The 19,497-nt window shown below is 31.4% G+C and carries 26 protein-coding genes and 1 tRNA gene; 1 reads left to right on the forward strand and 26 read right to left on the reverse strand.

Annotated features, from left to right (window positions below; all coding sequences use genetic code 11):
- Positions 1–91: 91 nt before the first annotated feature.
- Positions 92–727 carry a linear amide C-N hydrolase gene (locus JF259_RS05295; protein ID WP_199114221.1) on the reverse strand — a complete coding sequence of 212 codons (636 nt, stop codon included), beginning with the start codon at positions 725–727 and terminating at the stop codon, positions 92–94.
- Positions 728–951: 224 nt separating this feature from the next.
- Between JF259_RS05295 and JF259_RS05300 the strand changes: the two genes are divergently transcribed.
- Positions 952–1,025 (forward strand) — tRNA-Ala (locus JF259_RS05300).
- A 72-nt stretch (positions 1,026–1,097) separates the two neighbouring features.
- Here the strand turns inward: JF259_RS05300 and JF259_RS05305 are convergent.
- The 25 genes from JF259_RS05305 to JF259_RS05425 all read right to left on the reverse strand — a co-directional run bounded on the left by JF259_RS05305 (position 1,098) and on the right by JF259_RS05425 (position 19,428).
- Positions 1,098–1,973 (reverse strand): hypothetical protein, encoded by an 876-nt coding sequence (locus tag JF259_RS05305; RefSeq protein WP_199114222.1) that lies wholly within the window; start codon positions 1,971–1,973, stop codon positions 1,098–1,100.
- Between the two features lie 30 nt (positions 1,974–2,003).
- Complete coding sequence (locus JF259_RS05310) at positions 2,004–2,579, reverse strand: FEKKY domain-containing protein (protein WP_199114223.1); 576 nt, start codon at positions 2,577–2,579, stop codon at positions 2,004–2,006.
- Between the two features lie 55 nt (positions 2,580–2,634).
- A complete protein-coding gene (locus tag JF259_RS05315; RefSeq protein ID WP_199114225.1) occupies positions 2,635–3,258 on the reverse strand; it encodes a hypothetical protein in 624 nt (207 codons plus the stop codon).
- A gap of 86 nt (positions 3,259–3,344) precedes the next feature.
- The gene (locus JF259_RS05320) at positions 3,345–3,791 is read right to left on the reverse strand and encodes a hypothetical protein (RefSeq protein WP_199114227.1); all 447 of its coding nucleotides are present in this window, start codon (positions 3,789–3,791) and stop codon (positions 3,345–3,347) included.
- A gap of 1 nt (position 3,792) precedes the next feature.
- The gene (locus tag JF259_RS05325) at positions 3,793–4,758 is read right to left on the reverse strand and encodes a hypothetical protein (protein ID WP_199114229.1); all 966 of its coding nucleotides are present in this window, start codon (positions 4,756–4,758) and stop codon (positions 3,793–3,795) included.
- Positions 4,759–4,861: 103 nt separating this feature from the next.
- On the reverse strand, positions 4,862–5,830 hold the full coding sequence (locus JF259_RS05330) for a hypothetical protein (RefSeq protein WP_199114231.1): 969 nt from the start codon (positions 5,828–5,830) through the stop codon (positions 4,862–4,864).
- A 37-nt stretch (positions 5,831–5,867) separates the two neighbouring features.
- Positions 5,868–6,275 carry a hypothetical protein gene (locus tag JF259_RS05335; protein WP_199114233.1) on the reverse strand — a complete coding sequence of 136 codons (408 nt, stop codon included), beginning with the start codon at positions 6,273–6,275 and terminating at the stop codon, positions 5,868–5,870.
- 59 nt (positions 6,276–6,334) lie between these two features.
- Complete coding sequence (locus JF259_RS05340) at positions 6,335–6,949, reverse strand: hypothetical protein (protein WP_199114235.1); 615 nt, start codon at positions 6,947–6,949, stop codon at positions 6,335–6,337.
- 7 nt (positions 6,950–6,956) lie between these two features.
- Complete coding sequence (locus JF259_RS05345) at positions 6,957–7,247, reverse strand: hypothetical protein (RefSeq protein WP_199114237.1); 291 nt, start codon at positions 7,245–7,247, stop codon at positions 6,957–6,959.
- Between the two features lie 40 nt (positions 7,248–7,287).
- A complete protein-coding gene (locus JF259_RS05350; RefSeq protein ID WP_199114239.1) occupies positions 7,288–7,812 on the reverse strand; it encodes a hypothetical protein in 525 nt (174 codons plus the stop codon).
- 326 nt (positions 7,813–8,138) lie between these two features.
- Positions 8,139–8,489 carry a hypothetical protein gene (locus tag JF259_RS05355; protein WP_199114241.1) on the reverse strand — a complete coding sequence of 117 codons (351 nt, stop codon included), beginning with the start codon at positions 8,487–8,489 and terminating at the stop codon, positions 8,139–8,141.
- 1,106 nt (positions 8,490–9,595) lie between these two features.
- On the reverse strand, positions 9,596–9,937 hold the full coding sequence (locus tag JF259_RS05360; protein ID WP_199114440.1) for a cyclic-phosphate processing receiver domain-containing protein: 342 nt from the start codon (positions 9,935–9,937) through the stop codon (positions 9,596–9,598).
- Entirely contained in the window at positions 9,934–10,233 is a 300-nt protein-coding gene (locus JF259_RS05365; protein ID WP_233164121.1) for a hypothetical protein, read from the reverse strand. Before JF259_RS05365 ends, JF259_RS05360 begins: the two co-directional genes overlap by 4 nt.
- Before the next feature lie 84 nt (positions 10,234–10,317).
- A complete protein-coding gene (locus tag JF259_RS05370) occupies positions 10,318–10,743 on the reverse strand; it encodes a hypothetical protein (RefSeq protein ID WP_199114243.1) in 426 nt (141 codons plus the stop codon).
- Positions 10,744–11,043: 300 nt separating this feature from the next.
- Positions 11,044–11,238 (reverse strand): hypothetical protein, encoded by a 195-nt coding sequence (locus JF259_RS05375; RefSeq protein ID WP_199114245.1) that lies wholly within the window; start codon positions 11,236–11,238, stop codon positions 11,044–11,046.
- Positions 11,239–11,293: 55 nt separating this feature from the next.
- Positions 11,294–11,866: a hypothetical protein gene (locus tag JF259_RS05380; RefSeq protein ID WP_199114247.1), complete on the reverse strand. Its 573-nt coding sequence runs from the start codon at positions 11,864–11,866 to the stop codon at positions 11,294–11,296.
- 88 nt (positions 11,867–11,954) lie between these two features.
- Positions 11,955–12,299 carry a hypothetical protein gene (locus tag JF259_RS05385; RefSeq protein WP_199114249.1) on the reverse strand — a complete coding sequence of 115 codons (345 nt, stop codon included), beginning with the start codon at positions 12,297–12,299 and terminating at the stop codon, positions 11,955–11,957.
- A 76-nt stretch (positions 12,300–12,375) separates the two neighbouring features.
- Positions 12,376–12,957: an RDD family protein gene (locus JF259_RS05390; RefSeq protein WP_199114251.1), complete on the reverse strand. Its 582-nt coding sequence runs from the start codon at positions 12,955–12,957 to the stop codon at positions 12,376–12,378.
- 67 nt (positions 12,958–13,024) lie between these two features.
- Positions 13,025–14,635, reverse strand: a complete 1,611-nt coding sequence (locus JF259_RS05395) for a hypothetical protein (RefSeq protein ID WP_199114253.1) — start codon at positions 14,633–14,635, stop codon at positions 13,025–13,027.
- A 90-nt stretch (positions 14,636–14,725) separates the two neighbouring features.
- On the reverse strand, positions 14,726–15,247 hold the full coding sequence (locus tag JF259_RS05400) for a hypothetical protein (protein ID WP_199114255.1): 522 nt from the start codon (positions 15,245–15,247) through the stop codon (positions 14,726–14,728).
- Between the two features lie 41 nt (positions 15,248–15,288).
- Positions 15,289–16,083 (reverse strand): hypothetical protein, encoded by a 795-nt coding sequence (locus tag JF259_RS05405; RefSeq protein WP_199114257.1) that lies wholly within the window; start codon positions 16,081–16,083, stop codon positions 15,289–15,291.
- 423 nt (positions 16,084–16,506) lie between these two features.
- Complete coding sequence (gene hemB, locus JF259_RS05410) at positions 16,507–17,499, reverse strand: porphobilinogen synthase (RefSeq protein WP_199114259.1); 993 nt, start codon at positions 17,497–17,499, stop codon at positions 16,507–16,509.
- An 86-nt stretch (positions 17,500–17,585) separates the two neighbouring features.
- Positions 17,586–17,918, reverse strand: a complete 333-nt coding sequence (locus JF259_RS05415) for a four helix bundle protein (protein ID WP_233164123.1) — start codon at positions 17,916–17,918, stop codon at positions 17,586–17,588.
- 32 nt (positions 17,919–17,950) lie between these two features.
- Positions 17,951–18,856, reverse strand: coding sequence for an oxygen-dependent coproporphyrinogen oxidase (hemF, locus tag JF259_RS05420; RefSeq protein ID WP_199114261.1), 906 nt, complete (start codon positions 18,854–18,856; stop codon positions 17,951–17,953).
- Positions 18,857–18,861: 5 nt separating this feature from the next.
- Positions 18,862–19,428, reverse strand: a complete 567-nt coding sequence (locus tag JF259_RS05425; protein WP_199114264.1) for a transposase — start codon at positions 19,426–19,428, stop codon at positions 18,862–18,864.
- Between the last annotated feature and the right edge of the window lie 69 nt (positions 19,429–19,497).

A 19,497-nucleotide genomic window follows, 5' to 3' on the forward strand; every position in this document is an offset into this window, starting at 1 on the left:
AACCTTGGTTTTGACCAAAGTTATTCTGTAAATCAAATCAAAAAATCAAAGAACGTATCGTATATGTTGTATTTACTGCATTTTTAGAGAATTAAACTTTAACAAACGCATCACTACTAACAGAACTACAATAATCAAAGTTGGATTGAGCTTCTGATGCTTTTAAGTGTTTCAATCCGTTTTGGTAAAAATCGATATTAACTTTCTCTGGGTTGGAAATTTGTGAAGGATAGAAATTAGAAAATGACTGTTCAGCATTATTTCCTAGAATCAGCTCATCACCCTCAACAATTAAATATTCGCCACCTCTATCTACAAAAACCAACATACTGGTGGACAAATAACTTAAGTCGATTTTAGACAGATATTCTTTAACTTCTTTAACAGTCGAATAATTATGCATTATGGATGGTAAAAGTTCCGTAACGGGAACTTTGATTTTATCCTTGGTATTCTTAATTTCTAGAAATGGCATAGCGAAACCGTCAAAGACCAATCCCGCTTCGTTAATGGCTCCTTGTGGGAACCCATTTTCAAATCCAACATTCATAACACCATATGGGTTGTTACCTTTAGGGACAAACCAAATTTGAGTATTAGCACTAAACCAATCTTCATTATTTCCAACTATTGTTTTTCCGTTTCTTGTTATTTTGTACATGCTACACGCTAAAGTGGAATGTGGTACAAGTAGGATTGCGGCAATTAGTATTGATAAATATCTCATTTTTTAATCTTTATCTATTCAAGATTTAAAGATAGTTCCTACAGTGCAATTGAGAAAGCAAAGCCTTACCTTTATTAAAAAATATTTTAAAAACGTGGTGGATTTTGGTGGTGGGTTTTTGCATTAAAATGCATATATTTGCGCAGTTTTTCAGGTTAATGGTAACATAGCATAAAAGCTATAACCGTTTGTAAAGGCTTGCAAACACTATAAATAAAGGCAAAGGGGATGTAGCTCAGTTGGCTAGAGCGCTTGACTGGCAGTCAAGAGGTCGGCGGTTCGAGTCCGCTCTTCTCCACTAGTATTAATAAGCCTTAGCAGATGCTAGGGCTTTTTTGTTTTTTATGGTGGTGGGGTGTTGTGGTGGGTTTTATTCTATATGATACCATTGATAATCGTTACCGTTCCAAAATAGAATTCCGCCACCATGAGATTCTTCAACACTCATAGATATTCCGTTTCCAATTAATTTAAAATTTTGAGTTTGGTCTGGTCCAAGTATATCTCCAGTTTCCTTATCAACTAAATCTGGCGCAACAATTTCGCCTTTTGGTATAATTTCAAGAACCTCAATCCAATTCAAGTTTGTCATTCCATGAACTTCTTTTCCAGCACCATAAATAAAAGTTTCCTGAAATGCTAAATTATGTATTATTAATACTCCTTTTTCGTTTGTCTTCTTGTTATTTACTAATGAGAAAAAATCTACTACATCGTCCCCATTGAAATCACCCTTCAAACTTTTATTAATTATTAGTTCCAGTGAATCTGGAATTTTATTTAGGTCTATAAATTCAAATGTATTTGGTTTGTTGAGCTGTAAATTTTCAAGTTCTTGAGTATTCAAGAATTTATACAAATTAGGAAACTCTACATTTAAATTCCTGTCTGGTTCGTATCCATATTCTAATCCAGCATTCAAAAGTCCTTCTAAATTATTTTTTTGTTTTGTGTTTAATTTGGATGTCATTTTTATAAAATTATCCTCTCCAATTTTATAAACAATTTCAGAAGTGATGATTCCTAAATCATAACAACCAGCTCCACCACCACACCAAAACTCGGTTAGCTCTTCAAGAGCTTTCGAATCTTTTTTAATTATTCGAGCTATTAAATCAGTTAGTTCTTTGTTTTGTTTTAGTGATTGGTTTGTATAAAGTGTATGTCCAATCTCAATTCCTTCAATTTGATTTTGTTTACAGCTCCAAATTGTAAACAATAGCAGAAAGTAAATCGGGTATTTCATTATTTTAAAATTATATAATGTCTAATCCTTTTATTTTATCCCAATGATATCATCTCGAACTTCTTTTCTCCATTTTTTACCGAATTTTTTGTCTAAATATTCTGCAATGACAGCATTGTATTTTTTTAATGATTTATTTGAAATAGCTTCACAGCCAAATTCGTAAAATGAAACACCATACTTTAGAGTGAAGTTCTTGTCTGAACTATAAATTACAGGAGCAATACCGCCAGATAACAAAAATTGAACTTTTCCTTTTTTGATGTCTTCTAAAGCTGTTTTAGCATTAACATTAGGAAATAGACTTAAAGTAATTGAAAGTTCTTCAAAGTTCGTCTCTTTAACTGAAAAGATTAACTCCTGAGCTTTATATCCAAGCGCAGAAACTTCAATTTTTAATTCAAGTGGAGAAGTTTCAGAAGTATATTGAAATTTAAAAACACCTTTTTCATTTGTTATTGAACCCTGAGAACCAATCATGACAAATGCCTCGGGGACGACTCCTTCTTCAGAAAGTACTTTTCCTGCAACTCTTATAGTGTTTTGCCCAAAGGTGAAATTACATAAGGTTAAGAAGATTAAAATCAATGATGCTCTAATGTACACAGTTTTGAAGTATGATTACGGTTATTTGTAAGGCCTTTATTTATTGTATACGACCTTAATTATTGTAAGGGTCCATTAATCCAACTGGTTTATGTCCCTGTTCTTTTATTAGTTGCTTTTTGTTAAAGTTACCACTAAATTCATTGGAATAAATAATTAAATTTTCATTGACATACAATTCAAATCTAAATTTCGCTTCTATTTTCCCAGTTAGGCATGGAGCGTTAAAATCCCAGTATTCATTTGGTTTTATAAAAACAGAGTGATAACTATTTCCGCACCAACTGCTAGGTAGGTATTCTATATCTCTCCATTTATCATTATAAAACACTTGCCTTTTTAAGTATAACCTACTGTCTTGTGCTGGTAGCTTAACTATAGAATCGGTTTTGTTTATTACGAAAACTTTAAATCCTTTTATATCTGTAGAAAACTCTGAAATAGAGTCATTTTTTGCAATAATCTGAAACTTCTCGTCAGACGAAAGCCTATTAATTTTGTTATCAATAGTTTTAGGAGAATTTTGGTCTTCATAAAACCCCCCGGCAGCTGTTGAATCAGTTTGGCTTGTACCAGCATAGAAATATCCACGTAATTTGAATTTAACATCTAAACAATCTTGACTAATAATAAGTTGGGAAATAAAAAGCCAAATTGTAGTTATGATTATTTTTTTCATAATTTATAGTTTCGTTCTAAAATATAGCAGAGTTCTAGTTAACGAAAACGAAAATGAGTGAAACATAGTTTCTAGTTAGTAAAATATTATTCAATCCAATCTTCAGTATGTCTGTTTTTATCTAATCCAACAGTTTCAAATTCGTCTTTTAGCAAAGTTCGAATTACTCCCAACTTTTTTAAAACTTTGTTCATTGTTCCTTTTTTAAACTTTCCAAGAAATACACATTGTTTATTTTTCCAAATGATTCCAATATGCCCACCTTTTCCACCAAAAAAATCGGATTCAACATAGGCAATTTCTTTATCTCCAACTAATTCAATGGTCTTTTGCTCCATTTTTTTGTCAAGAAACTCGAATGTTGATATTCCCGCACTAGCTTCATCATTATTGATTTCATCAAACAATTCTTCAGTCATAGGAATTAAAGAAAAGCCATGTTTTAAATCTACAATTTGAGCTTCACTGAACCTTTCTAAAATGGAGTTTAAGTTTTCGGTTTTTCCTAAATATGCCTTTAAAGTGTATCCCATTTTATTTTAAATAATCCGCAATTAGAAAAGGTAATATAGCGAATGAAAAAAACAGAATCATTGTATAGATTAAATCTGCAATTTTCCCATGCTTATCTACTTCGGGTTCTCTATTAAAAATTAATTTATAAATTCTTCTAGTTGGGTATTGAACAATTAATAGCGTTAGCGGATATAAAAAATTACCAGCTGTCATATTGGAGAAATATGACGAATAATGGTGTTCTAGAAATAAACCGTAATAGTAAAATCCTAATGCAATTAAAAAACTTTTGAGGTAGAAGGAATTATGCCTTAACATTTCATAATCCATAAAAAACCAAAGACCAACTCCCATACCTGTAAATAATGTTGTTTTTTGAAAAACTTCAACATCAACTTTTAAGTGTGGAACTATGAGATTTAGAAACAAAACGATTATAAAAATAATGAAGATGATATTAAATCGCTTTTTGATACTATCAACAGAATCTTCCTCTCTTTTTTTTCTTTTATGTAGGGACGCTTTTAAGGTTTCTGGGTTTTCAAGCTTTTCGATATTATGTGAAGAAAAAGTTATATCACCAGTCATCTCTTTTATTTTGCCACCAAAATCAATTTTAAAATGCCTGTTATCTTTTGTAACAGCATAGACATTGTCATATTCAGTATCTGATTTTGGAATGTAAATTAACAATTCTTGATTGTCTAATTGTTTATCGAGTTCCCTAGCTTTTGTATATCCTTTTATATCAACATTATAATTTATGTTTTCCGGATAATCCATATAATTAACCAAATAAAAAAATCTATTGTTATCCAGTCTATCGTCTGCTTTTATGATGTGATTCCCACGACCATTTTTGTATAATTCAAATTGAAGATTGTTTGAAAAATTTTCCGAATATAAATCAATCCATTGCTGTAATGCCTTTTTTATATTAATATAGGAACCACCCTTAATTATTATTAGATTATTATAAGTCATTCTTCATGTGATATACAATGTGTTTGTATATGGATAATATGTTTTTGTTACAACTGATTAAATATTATCATGTTTAGGATTTATTTGAAGTTGGGTGTTATCTTTACAATAACTCTACCAATTTATCTGATAATTCATTTACAATTTCTTCGTTGAGGATGGCATGGTTGAAAATCTTTTCATAAGCATTTTGAGTTTCTAAATCTTGAAATGTAATCACTTCATTTTCATATTGCCACTTACCATTTTCTTTTTCTAAAAGTTCAAGGATACTTTTCATTCCTTTCCCATAATCTATATGACCATTTATATACTTAATAAAAATAGGTTTTTGGATTGAGTCTTTATTTGTCATACCTTTTAAAAAACCCTTATATGCTTTGTTATCCTTGTCAATATTTTTTGTTTTGTGTTTTAGGAATTCGACTCTATTTATTATAAAGGATTTAAAATACTCAGACTCATCAATATATTTCTGAATAACATTTTTTTGAAATTTAAATTCTTCCATTTCATTCAGCAAAGAAAAGTCTAAAATACGAGGTTCTGCAAATGCATTATATGCACTATTCCATTGAACATTTACGCTATCGGATTTTTTAAAATATTCTTTTAAAGCTAAATATACTTTTCTTTCTTCTCCAACACTAGTTTTAAGCAAGCCATCAATAGAATTTTTTATACCATTAGATAATTCGGAGTAATTTGCATCAGTTGAATCGGGATTAGCCAATGTCCTTTCTTTGTATTTTGAAACGGCTTTCTGCATGTCTTCCATTGGTTTCTTGCGTTCATTTATAACTTGTCCAAATTCACTTATTGAACCAAGAAGCATTAATGCTAAAACAATATTAAATGTAGTTGTGCCACCATATTCTTTTTTTCCTTTGATAAACCACACTAGTAAAGCAATAAGAGCAGGGAAAATGATTGCACCTATTATTGAACCAAAGCTAAGACCAAATGTGTAAGCATCAAACCCATAAATTCTGATATTTAGGAAGATTATAATCAGACTTACTATTATAGAAAAAACAATATTTGACTTTGACAGTTTAAAAGGATGCTTCATTAATTTATAAGATTTTGTTTAAATGTAACACATTGTTTTATTTCCAGAATTGCCACCATTTTTTTTCATTACTCGAACTTTCGTTTTCAAATGGGTTTCCAAACGGGTCATTAAGATATTCTTCATCATATTTTTCTCCCTCTTCTCCTATGACTTCAGCATTTAAGTTTTGAGCAATTGAAATCATTTTTTCAATAATCCAATGTTCAGGACTCTTAACGGTTATCTCTCCATATTTTTCTGAGAAGGTAAAAGGAATCTCTCCTTTGTCTGATTTCCAGAGCCCACCTGGGGTAGCAATGGTCAACACTTCATTGTCTCCAAGGTCAGCAGATATCTCTTCTATTCGCTCAAATTCAGGGTCAGATTCCATATAATCTATCCACTCTTGTTTGCTAATTTTATTATTTTCTTCTTCTTTTTGAATATTTAATTCGTATCCCATTTTATTAAATGTTTGCTAGCGGTTATGAATATCAAACTAATTTAAAATTATTAGCTTATTTATTTACAATCAGATTGGACTATTTTATTTTTCCATTGAATCCAGTATTCTTGCAATCCTTCAGGTGTGATTTTTAAATCACTTATGTCTAAAGACTGTCCTTTCATCAAAGCTTTACTTAATTCAGCTTTCCTTTTGGATAAAGAAGGTATATGATTCCATCCACCAACATGGTCAAACGACGTATAGGCATCACATCTTTCTTTAACAGCTATAAATGGTATTGATAATCTGTAAGTGACATTACCTGAACCCATGCCTTCGGTAGCCATTATGATTTTTGAAAAATCAACTTTAGAGTATTCACCTTTCTTATAAAGTTCTTTCAATTTATCACCAACAGCACCAGACATTTTATTCGAAAACTGATGAGCTATATCTGACCCATTTATAAATTCAGGTCCTTTATAAAATCCTTCACAACCACTATTGGAGCAAATTATTTCGGTTTTGTCTTTGGATTGAGTATTCTTTATGTTTTCAGGGTCATTATAATTAAGAGTGTCTCCGCTAAATGTTGTTGAACCAGATTCTATTTTTGGAGACATGTAAGAAATTAAGAAACCTACTATGAAAATAGTAGCAATTTTAAATATTACAGATTTCAATTTCATATTGATTTTATTTTAATTCTTTTTCCTTTTCTAAGTCTAAAGTGTCTTTGAGAACTCTTGATTTCTTCCTTATTCTATAAATAACAGATAAAACCATTGCTAATCCCGCAATTATCATTACACCACCATTGCTGACAGTTGGTTGTAAATATCTGGCATTAATACCTATAGAAGGCTCAAGAAAGAAAAACCTGTAAATTCCTGCAAATAGTAATACGACACCAATTAGAGATAGTAACCAATTGAGTAGAATATATTCTTTTAGAATTTCCTTTTTTAGCTTTCTATTTTTTGACAAATTCCTTTTCATGGTAAATAAACTCTAAGAACTGATGGCTTTATTGATTTGATACAGCTTGTTTTCTCCGTCCTAGTAATTCAAAGACACCTAACAATATAAACGCTAAGATAAAGCCTTGTAAATACATTATTTGAATTCCTATGGGTATTGTCCAATCAATGTTTGATTCATCTGGCACATAATCTCTATGATAACTTGTTAGCGTTATTACAAATAGTTCAAAGTACCAACCAATTTTCATAAAGAATGCAACGACTAGTAAATAGTAAGGTTTCGATGCTAACCTTTTAAAAAATAACGAAAGCGGAAACAATGTTGAACATAGTAACATTAACCAATAAGCCCATTTGTATGGTCCAGTTGCTCTATCATAAGTAGAAGCATGTTCATCAGGACCTATTGTAATACTTGTTAGAAAGTGTAATAATGCAATAATAGTATAGGAAATAATAATCCATCTAATTAAACTAAAAACCCCATTGGTTTTAAATCTATTTTTAAAAATGAATCTGATTACAATTAACGTCAAAATCATTGGAAATAAACAAGAAATTAAATTCACGTCTATAAATTTTAAAATCTCGTGGAACATTTTCATATGAAATTATATTTTTCTAATCCAAAGTCTTTAATTCGTTTATCATGTTTGCTCCGAAAAAGCTTAATACAATTCTAACGAATGTTATCTTTAAATACCTCATACTATTAAGTTCGCTTCTTTAGTCACTACTTTTCTCAAATTTTTAGTTTGTCTCATTCTTACTTCTTTTATTTTTAAAATACTGATAAATCCAAAGTAATGTAATTATTGTGATTCCAAAAATGGAAATAATACTTGTAGTCAAATTTTTTGAGACAACCTGAACATTATAATCTAGAATTGGAATTTCAGTCAAATGTGATTGCCGAATTCCTAAAACAGAAATAGAAGGCTCCGTTTTCATAATAAGTTGTCCAAACACCATTTTTCTTATCATTGATTCTTTGACCTTCTTTGTATAAATAATAAGCTCCGAGTTTATTGGAACATTTGTAAATCGTATTGTATGTTTTAAAACTCATATGGTCTTGAGATTCAAGAAACTCATTTAATGATTTTGCATTAGTATCTATTTCAGTAGTTACATATTCTAAGGTTTTGTTTCCTTTTCGGTCAAACCTCTTAACCGATTTAATATTGCCATAATTGTCCAAAGAATATTGGTTTGCTATCTGTCCGTTTTTGTAGTATTGAATCATTCTGCCAGTTCTGGTGGAATAGTTTTCTGAGTTATATTCATACGTAGTCCAACAGGTGCTCCACCATATCTTCCCATTTTTGTAATATGTAGTATCCTTTTTACAGCTGATTTTTTCTAAATCTTTTACAATTTCGAGAAACCGAGGCGTATGTTGAGCATTTGAAAAATGACCAATTAGAATTAAGACTATGACAGTTAAGAATCTTTTCATTCAAATGTTATATAGAAAACGAATAAACACTCCTATGGGGTTATCGAATACTTTTTAAAGATAACTCCTACGTTGCAATTATCATAATAAATTCTGTTGCTATAGAGAATAAAATCAAAAATGGTGGTGGGTTTTGGTGGTGGGTTTTTGCATTTAAATGCATTTTAACTCTGTTCTAGAAGACCTTAGTTATTTTTAAATTTCTATATTTAGAACATGTTAATATTGTCTATAGTAATCTTTATATTCTCAGTTTATATATTTCTATCATATTTTTATGAATGGGAGCACTCCAAAAAACATTGGCAAAAAGGTATTCCTTACTCTAGATTTGATAAAACTTTAGGTATAATAATCTCTATAATTATATTTGTTTTTTCGACTTATCTTTTTGTGAACTCCTTCTAATTAATTCCCCTTCTTTGTTAGCATATGTTTTTTTCTATCAATAAAAAGATAGCTGTAATTATAAAAATAGGAAAGCTCCCAATATTTACAGTATACCAGCTATAGTAACCTTTATATTTTAAATCACCCATATTCCTTGTCCAAATTCCGTCAGATAACTTCCCCCATTGCATTTGAAAAGCTTCTTTTTTGAATACTTTTTTATAAAATTCAATAATTCCTTTTGAGATTAATAAAGTCAGAAAAGGGGAGAAGGTCAGGAGAGTGCAATTAAATTGGCAGAAATAATTCCAATTCAGTAATTCCATGATGATTCCAAGAAATCCTATTAGGAATGTAATTTTCAAATATCTCATATAGTATTTGTTCTCTTTTAAATCTTCTGTAAATGTTATAATTACCAAACTAAAGAGTTGGTAAAATATAATTATCATATAAAAATATACTTCGGAAAGTGTCATTTCAAGTGTATGCAAGTGGTTTGATTATGATTTCTCTGTTTTTAAATGTTTTATATAATTATTCAAGAGTCCTTTTATTTGTTCGGCAGCAACAGGGTTTGCCGAATGTACTTTAAATTCCAAATTCCGTAAATCAAGTCCAGAATCATACACAAGCCATTTAGCAGCAGACAATCCATCAGGTGCAATATTTCCATCTTCTCCAAGCCCAAGGTCATTATCAAAACTTATATAATTTGGTAAACCGTTAGTTTTTATATATTCAACAAATTCCGAATAGGTTCGGACAATATCAAATTCAGATTCCAGTGATTTGTCATAGACCATTTCTATAGTTCGAACATCATCTAAAAAGAGTCTTTTTATTTTCTTTTATTTCCACAAGCAGCACAGAATGATGCTTTATGAGTTCTGTATGGTTTTCCACAACTCTCACAGTCTGGACCATACATGTCTGCAAAATGGTGAATTATTGCATTCGGTTCAGTTTCTCCAAACCCAGTTAAGTCGTTATAAAAATCAAGAAGTTTTTTAAAACGTTTTTGCCTGTCCTTTTCAAGAGTTTTGAACCCCTCTGAATATAGTTTAGAAGCGATGATACTTTCTTCACCTTCCAACATTGGAACTTCCATTTTACATCTCCAACAATATCGTATTCTCATAAGTTTGATTCAAGTGTCTTGTCCTGAAATATTATTACAGGGTATATTTGTATTTAACTCAGTTTTTTTGCAAAACATTTTTGCTCAATAATCTTTTAATAAATTTTCCAATTCCATATTTCCTTTCCATCCTTCTGATTCATTCATAGCAATTAATAGATATTTTTTCGCTTCTTCAAGTGATTGAGCTACACCTTGTACCATTCCATTCCGCCACGGACTTTTCTTTTCAGGAATCAGATATTCAAAATAGTATTCATTATTTCCAATATTATTTATTATGACATACCAATTTGACTCCCAGTTATCTTCAGTTAGTAGTACCAATCTATCGTGAGAAGTTAATCCCCAAATTTGAGTTTTCTTGAAAATTTCATTTATCAATTTTATAAAGTCAGTCATCGCTTTTGACCTTATTTCCCAAACAGGATTATTGTCATATCCCCCAAGTTCTTGATAAACTTCAACAAGTGATTTTTTACTATGTTTTGAGCAAACAGTTATAGGCATTTCATATGGTTGTTTAGTGTCCTTCAAATGTATATGATTACAGATTATGTAGTTATAAACTATCATGTTTATTATTCTTTTTTAATAGCCCGTAAACTATGTTAATTGGAAAAACTATTTGTCCTAAAACCATAATTAGGAGTATTATGGTAATGATTAAGGTCAAATTGTTATTAAATTCATATTCCATAAACTCTTCTCTAAAAAACTGAGCTAAAACCATTACGGCTAGAGTTCCACCAAAAGTTAGCGTGACGTGAGTCCAACTAAGCCATTTTGATAGCGTTTTATTCGTTTTGTTCATAACCCAGTACCCAAACCCACTATTCCAAAAAGAATCGAGATAAATGATGTTAAATGAATATAAGCTATTATATAATAAGTATCATGAATATTTACATCTAAAGCTGCATCACCACATAAAATTCCAACAAGAATTAATACTGGAATTCCAAGAAAAAAAATGATATGAGGTTTTTCAATTAGCTTATTCATTCAATTGTTTTCTCCCAAATATGGTTACAGGTTAATTTTTTAATTCTTTGTTGTCTCATGTTCTTATTCCACTTAATGTTAATCCTAAAACCCCAAAAATCAGTAATGAAATCAGCAAAACTTTTTTTGATTGGTAAAGTTTTGAAATTAATGACCAACAATATAAAAATATAGATATCGGAAGAAAAAATGCTATAAACCCAAAATATTCTTTTAAATCAAGATAAAAGCCATCGTAATTAAACCCCATATAAATTGTAAAAAATCTTGTTAAAACAAGCATTATTACTCCGAACATAAAGAAAGAATTCGTTTGCGCAAATCTCAATTTCCGAGCTTCGCTTCGTTTTCCAAAATTCAGTTTGCTCATCCATAAATATGTGGTGAAACAAAATCCAAGACTAACAGATAATAATCCGAAAAATGATGTGTAATAAAAACCAAGTTTTGAGTTGATAAGATTATCCCAATTCCCATCATTCATAGCTGTTACGACATTATTCGTTTTAGATAACATTTGAAATAAAAAACTCAAAATAATTGAGTATCCAATTCCGACCACAATTCCGATATAAAATCGGAAGCGTCCAATTCGGTCAATACTAAAATTAGATTTGTACTTTTTCAATTCAGCGTGATTTTTTTTGAATGTTTTGTCGTTAAATATGGCTATAGCTTTTTTTTTATTTTAACTCTGTTCTTTGTTGTAATAGTTTTTACCAGACAAAACCAATGAAATATACCAAAACGCACCAGCACGTATAGATGCAGCTTAAAAATGTCCCACAAATAAAAAAGAACAATCTAAATTTTTTAATTCCGATTTTGCTATTTAAATAATACCAATCAAACAGTTCGAATAAAGTTCCTAAAGAATAAAATATATTTGCACCAATTCCCCATATAATTATTCCTAACGTATCTTCAAACGTCCATTGATATGGGCTTTCAGCGAGTACATTGAAAATTGTAACTATACCAAATAATCCAACCAAAACGTTATATATCCATCTTTTGGATTCCCACCATTTTATATTTAATCTTAATTCTTCTAATGTCATTTTTAAATGTCTAGCCCTGAAATTAGATTGTAGGACATATTTTGTTTCAACTGAGTTCATTGTTAGTGTTGGTAATTCACTTAGTTTGGTCTTTGATTACTTTAGTTTTAGATAACGAATCGTGAAATCCATTTTTTACGAATAGAAAAGAAAGTCGGTCAAATGGAATTAGTCGGCAAAAAGTTCTAGTAATAATATCTCCTTTTTCAGGTTTTTCTCCATTGAGTTTCACAACTTTAGTTTTAGTAATAAACTTTCCAACTGTTTTTTGAAATTTGACTTCCATTATTCCATAATACCCAATAAAAACTAGAAACATAATCACATAACCCAATAACATTTGGCTTCCATTATTCGCACCTAAAGGCATAGTTAGAATTGTGGCAATAATTAACCAAATAATGAAATCAATTAAAAAATTCAAAAATCTAATTCCAGAACTAACAACATTTGAGTCAACTTTCTGTTTTTGCTCTTTTTCTATTGTCGCTTCTTCTATAATTTCTCCAAACTCGCTAATGTTTAATTTACGTTTTTCTATTTCAGATTCAGCAGCTTCTATAGCTATGGGGTTGTATCTTTCCCTTTCAACTGTTACAATTTTGATTAATTCTTCATCAGTCCGTTCTGACATTACCCGTTTAAACTCATTTTCCATTTGATTGGTTTATTATTGTATTTTTAATTCGGTTTTTCTTAAGTTGATTTTGTTATGCTTTAGTGCTTTATTCAAGTTCTAACCCTTTTAAAAGTCGCCCAATATTCTTTTTGGTGTCATCATTTGGTTCAATGTCTTTAAGGTGGTTTACCTTTTTGGTAATTTCGTCAGACCAATTTTCAGGTTTCCATTTACTCAATGCTCTTATAGTCATATTTCTGTTTCGTGTAACAGGACTATCTAAACCAACAAGGATAAGCTCTTCTCCTTTTGTTGGATAGTTTTCCAAAAAAGTTATTACACTATCGAGGGAAGAATGTTTTTGATAATCCTCACCTAACCCCATCCAATCTTTAGGTCCTGTTCCTAATTCTTCTAATGGAAGGTTGTTTTTTGCGAAATCAATTATGTCATTTACATTTTGTTCTTTGGCATAAGCTGTAACGTCATGCCAAGCAGAACTATCTAATGGGTTCTTTAGAAGTTTACTCCAGAGAACATCCCAAAATTCAAGACCAAGTTTTTGAGCAGCTTGTTTTCCATTCCAATATAGAATATTATCATCACTTTTTAATGCTATTTCAGCTTGTTCTTTCCAGTCTTTACTTTTTAATATTTCGTTTATATCTATGAGACAATTCGAAACTATATCTTGAGTCCAGCCATTTTCTTTATGTTCTCCTATGTCATCTTGAATTTCAATAAGAAAATCTTTAATGGAATTTAATGTATTAAAATCTGTAATATCTTTTACGTGAATTTTTCCATGTCGAATAAAATTCTCGACTGTTTCATGCGCAAATTCATAATCAGATATATCTTCTGCTGGTCCGCCAGAAATAAGAGCTTCAATAATTTCTCCTGTAGATTTGAATAGTTTATTATCTATGTTCTCATTTTGAATTTTTTTATGTAATTCACCATTCACGGCACACGTACAAGCCAAATATTCATTCATTATGCTATTTTTGTAGCCATCGAGAATTAACCAATCTTTTAATTCTTCTGATAATTCCATATTAGCTATTCTATCCACAAGTTGAATTTTTCCCCAGCCATCAACTTTACTAGCCAACTTCCATAGGTCCTGAACTGGATTGTCTGATAAATTAGAAATAGCAACAGTAGAGAAAACAGTAAATTCATCATGCAAGCCGAGTACCTTAATTTCATTCATAACTGTTTTGTTTTGGCAAAGACCTAAAATTGCGATTCCCATTTTTACGCTATTCCTATGACTTGTTTTCGTAGCTAAATTTTTAGCAAAGCTGAAAAGATAAGGTTCAATAGGTAAGGACAGATTTACTACTTTCTGAAGAAACTCATCTATTATTCCAATTACTCCATCACTTTCAGTTATTTTCTTATAAAACTCTGATTTACTTCCAGCATCACCATTTTTTGCTATAGATTTTATAAGGCTTGAAAGTTCTTTGATTTTAATTTTTGATTCCGAAGAATCATCGACTCCAAACATTGAGTCCATTAAGCCTGGGGCAAATCTAATTCCGCTTTCATCAGTTTTTTTTTCATCAGGTAAATCATTCGCAGACGTTTTTAGAGTTCCATCACCTTCAATGTTTTCGCTTAAAAACCGTAAGATGGAATCGTCAGTTTGCCATTTAGTAACCTTGAATTCCTTTTTGTTTTCAAGTAAGTTTTTAATCCATTCTATCATTTATGTATTATGTTTCTTTGCATGTCTATTCCTGAAAGATAGCTATAGGGTATATTTTTTTAACAAGATTCTTTATTAGACACTAGTTCTTTATCTGATTTTTTCGTTGGCAAAGTCAATTACTTTTTTCAATTCAGTATTTCCGATTTCTTTTTCCCCAATTATGTATGATGAATTATTTCCAACTTCAAGGTCAAGAAAAAGATTTTTATCTATAACTCGATAACTTTTAAAAGCTTCCCATTTTATTTTTGCATCATACTTATAATATTTGTACCTGAAATAGTCTTTGTTAAATTCCCAAAGGCTATTTTCATTGGCAATCTTTTGTCCTTGTATTTCCGATTCTATTAAATCAAAATATTTTTTTTTGGTTTTTTTATAAAATGAATAATATTTAAAACCATTAATTGCAAAGTGAGTTCCAATGGCAATGAATATAAATCCAATATAATCTTGACCATAAACAATTAATCCGCCAATAATAATTATTGGAATACTCCAATAGAGATTTCTCTTATTTTTTTTCAGATTTTCATTCCACGCAATATTGAAATTCAGAATCATCTGTTCTCTGTAAATGTTTTCATCAAAAGGTATTTCAAATTTCATTTGGAAGCTCTTTTTTTAAAATATTATGTCTTGAAATATGGCTACAAGTTATATTTAATATGTCTATATGTTTTTGAATACACTTTTTTTGGTTCCTCTCTTTCACTATACGATTTAATGATTTTTATCCAATTTCCAAAATCATCATACTCATATTCTATATCATAAATAACTTTATCTTTTTTATTTGAAGTTACCCAAAACATTTTGGTAATATCATCATACTCATTTCTATCTATAACATAGTCCGTATTTATAAATCCTTCTTCCTCATTGCGCATGTTTCCATCAAAATTGAATTCGGAACGAACAAAAATTCCATTTAAGTAATCATAGTTTATGCTTTCTAATCTTGAGCTGTTTGGTCCACCAACGATAGTGCTTTTGATATATATTGGGTTTTTAATACTATCATAGCCCACTTCATAACGCATATAAATCTTACCAAATCGATTAATCTTTTCAATTATTTTTTTGTTGGGTTCATAAGAGAAATTGAGTCTTGTCACGTACCATTCTCCTTTACTATATTTTATGTTTCCTTCATATTTTATGATTCTGCCTTTAGAGTCGAGATTATATTTTTCATCTTTAGCTAAAGAATCATTTCTAAATTTTTTTACTAGAATTTTGTTAGGTTTTTCAAAAGTGTAAACGTTATATTCAATCCATTTTTCAGAATTTCCAAGATAGATTGTGTCATTAACTTTAATAGAACTTGGTTTTCCCTTTTTCACCACATAGTGATTTCGTGGTGAATATTTATCATAAATTTCAGAATAAAAATTTGGTTCCTGTTCTTGAGCATTTATGTGTAGACAGCTTAGTAAAAACATTATTATCATTATATTCTTCATAAATTGTCTTGTCCTGAAATATGGTTATTAGATTATGTTTGTTTTATACTTTTTAAAGATAACTCCTACGTTGCAATTATCATAATAAATTCTGTTGCCCTAGAGAATAAAAATCAAAAATGGTGGTGGGTTTTAGTGGTGGGTTTTTGCACTCAAATGCACCTAAATGCATCATTTTGCAGGTAAATGCAGGATAGAATATTAAACCATGAAACACTTGAAAAGCTTTGTAAACATAGAAAATATGGGAGATTACAGGGGTTAGGCATGAGTTTCTAAACCCCGTCTGGCAGTCAAGAGGTCGTCGGTTCGAATCCGATCTTCTCCACAGTAAAGGATGAAAGGCTTTCAAGAGATTGAGAGCCTTTCTTGTTTTTATAAATCATTTTAGAGATAATAAAATTACCCATTAAGCAATGTAACCACATCTTTAGCGAAATAGCTGGCTATAATATCGGCTCCGGCGCGTTTAATAGCGGTTGTTTGTTCCAGCATCACGGCATTGTGGTCCAACCAGCCTTTTTCAGCCGCCGCCTTGATCATGGCATATTCACCGGACACCTGATAAACAGCTACAGGAACGTCTACCTCGTTTTTAATATCTCGGACAATATCCAAATAGCACAAACCGGGTTTTACCATTACAATATCGGCTCCTTCATCAATGTCCATCAAGGTTTCCCTTATGGCTTCAATACGATTACCATAATCCATCTGGTAGGTTTTTTTGTCTTTTGGTACGTCAACCATATCAACAGGTGCAGAGTCTAAAGCATCGCGGAAGGGGCCATAAAAGGCCGAAGCGTATTTTGCCGAATAACTCATAATACCTGTGTTTTTAAAACCGCTTTGTTCCAACGCTTCACGAATGGATAGAATACGGCCGTCCATCATGTCACTAGGCGCTACAAAATTAGCACCTGCCTGTGCATGCGACAAGCTCATGTCCGACAATACTTTGGCGGTTTCATCGTTTAGTACTTGTCCGTTTTCAATAATGCCATCATGCCCATATGCCGAATAAGGATCCAAGGCCACATCGGTCATGACCAACATATCCGGACAGGTATTTTTAACCGTTTTAATAGCACGTTGCATCAATCCGTTAGGGTTTAAAGCTTCCGTGCCTTTGTTGTCCTTTAAATTATCGGGTACTTTAACAAATAACAATACCGACTTTAAGCCTAATTTCCAGAGCTCTTTTACCTCGTTTTGTAATAGATCCAGGCTGTAACGATAGTAATTTGGCATGGATGTAATTTCCTCTTTAATACCCTTTCCTTCTACTACAAACAGGGGTACTAAAAAATCGTTTGGGCTAATAATGGTCTCACGAACCAGCGAGCGGATGGCTTCGTTGCTTCTTAGTCTTCTATTGCGTCTTAATGGGAACATGTTGTTAAGTTAAAAGTGTAAAGTTAAAAGTACAAAGCTAAAAGTAGATTGGCTTAAAGCTTAAAGTGTTTTTTTTATTGTTTTGATTAATGAAAACAGCATTTTTTGATTTCACCTATTTTTTTAAGAAGCTTTTCTGAGTCTTCTTCCGGTATAAATTTTAACTCTTTTGATACTAATATTAAATATTCTAATTCATGAGTTGAACCTGAAGAAATATAAAGAAACCTTACGAGTTCTTTTTGTGTTTCTCTGCCACAGACTTCAACAATGTTTGTTGGAATTGACAGGCAGGCACGATTGATTTGGGAAACAAGATTGAATTGCTCCGATTTAGGAAACTGAGCAGTTATCTTGTAAATTGATAAAACAAGTTGGTGGGCCTTTTGCCAAACGTTATAGTTTTTATAATCTACCATACGCTTATAACTTTTAACTTGGCGTTTTTAGCTTAAATAGCCCAATCTTTAGGCTGTCTTAATACGTTTAATAGTTTTTCTTCGTCACTGCCTTTTTCTGGGTGATGATCGTAAACCCATTGTACATGGGGCGGTAAACTCATTAAAATGCTTTCTATCCGGCCATTCGTTTTTAGTCCGAATAGGGTGCCTTTATCGTGAACCAAATTAAATTCCACATAACGACCGCGCCTTATTTCCTGCCAAGTGCGTTGCGTTTTGGTATATGGGAGTCCTTTTCGTTTTTCAACGATAGGAACGTAGGCTTCTAAAAAACTATCGCCAACATCGGTTACGAAGTCATACCATTGTTGCATGGTCATGTCTTTTGACGCTTTACAGTAATCAAAAAACAATCCCCCTATACCGCGTGCTTCACTACGGTGTGTGTTATAGAAATAGTCATCACATTTCTTTTTGTAATGTTCATAAAAATCAGGGTGATGTCTGTCGCACACCGTTTTGCAGGTTTGGTGAAAATGTTTGGCATCTTCGTCAAACAAATAGTAAGGGGTTAAATCTTGTCCGCCTCCAAACCAACTGTCAATGATGGCACCTTCCTGATCATACATTTCAAAATAACGCCAATTGGCATGAACTGTTGGTGCCATAGGGTTTTTGGGATGAAGCACGAGGCTTAGTCCGCAGGCAAAAAAGTCGACTTCTCCAACTTTAAAATAGGATTGCATGGATTGGGGGAGTTTTCCGTGTACTGCCGAAATATTAACGCCTCCTTTTTCAAAAATGTCACCGTTTTCAATAACGCGCGTCCTGCCGCCTCCACCTTCGGGACGTTTCCAAAGGTCTTCCCGGAATTTGACCTTGCCATCAATGGCTTCTAGTTTAGACGTGATCTGGTCTTGAAGGGTTTGTATGTATTGATAGAATTTGTCTTTCATAGTGTTTAATGTCTTGAGTTTAGATCTGCCAGGTTTTCAAAACCTGACTGATATGTATGGTGTGCATGTTTAAAATTATCAATATCCTCAAACATGCTTAGTATGTAATCCTTTGTTTTTGAAATGATACTCTCTTTATTCTTTAAATAGGCATTGAATGATGAAAATCGATAGTCCTGAAAGTTTTTAATCAGATTATGGTTTTCAGGATTTCTATGAACATAGAGTATAAGGTTTTTTAAATAGCTTTCGTTATCAATTCTAATGCGTTTATATGGTCGTTCAAAAAGGGTGCCTGTTCTATTTTGTTGTTTGTTAAACGCTTTGGCATATGCATTAAAAAGATTGGAGAATGCTTGTGTTGCTTTATTGTTGTCTTCAATAATTTTAACAATGAAATGAAAGTGATTATTCATGAGGCAATAAGCGATAATGTCTACCTTGTCGGTTAGATGCTTTTTTACAAGTTTTAAGAAATAGGTCATATTATCTTCTGTCGCAAAAATAATTGTACTGTTTATGCCGCGATTGAAGATATGGTAGTAATGATCTTTTTCTATTTTATCTAACATCTTTCTACTAAGCGTTTGCTTTAATCATGTTAATAGACCTGTCAGGTTTTGAAAACCTGACAGGTCTGA

It is taken from the genome of Snuella sedimenti (assembly GCF_016428595.1).
Taxonomy (GTDB): Bacteria; Bacteroidota; Bacteroidia; order Flavobacteriales; family Flavobacteriaceae; genus Snuella; species Snuella sedimenti.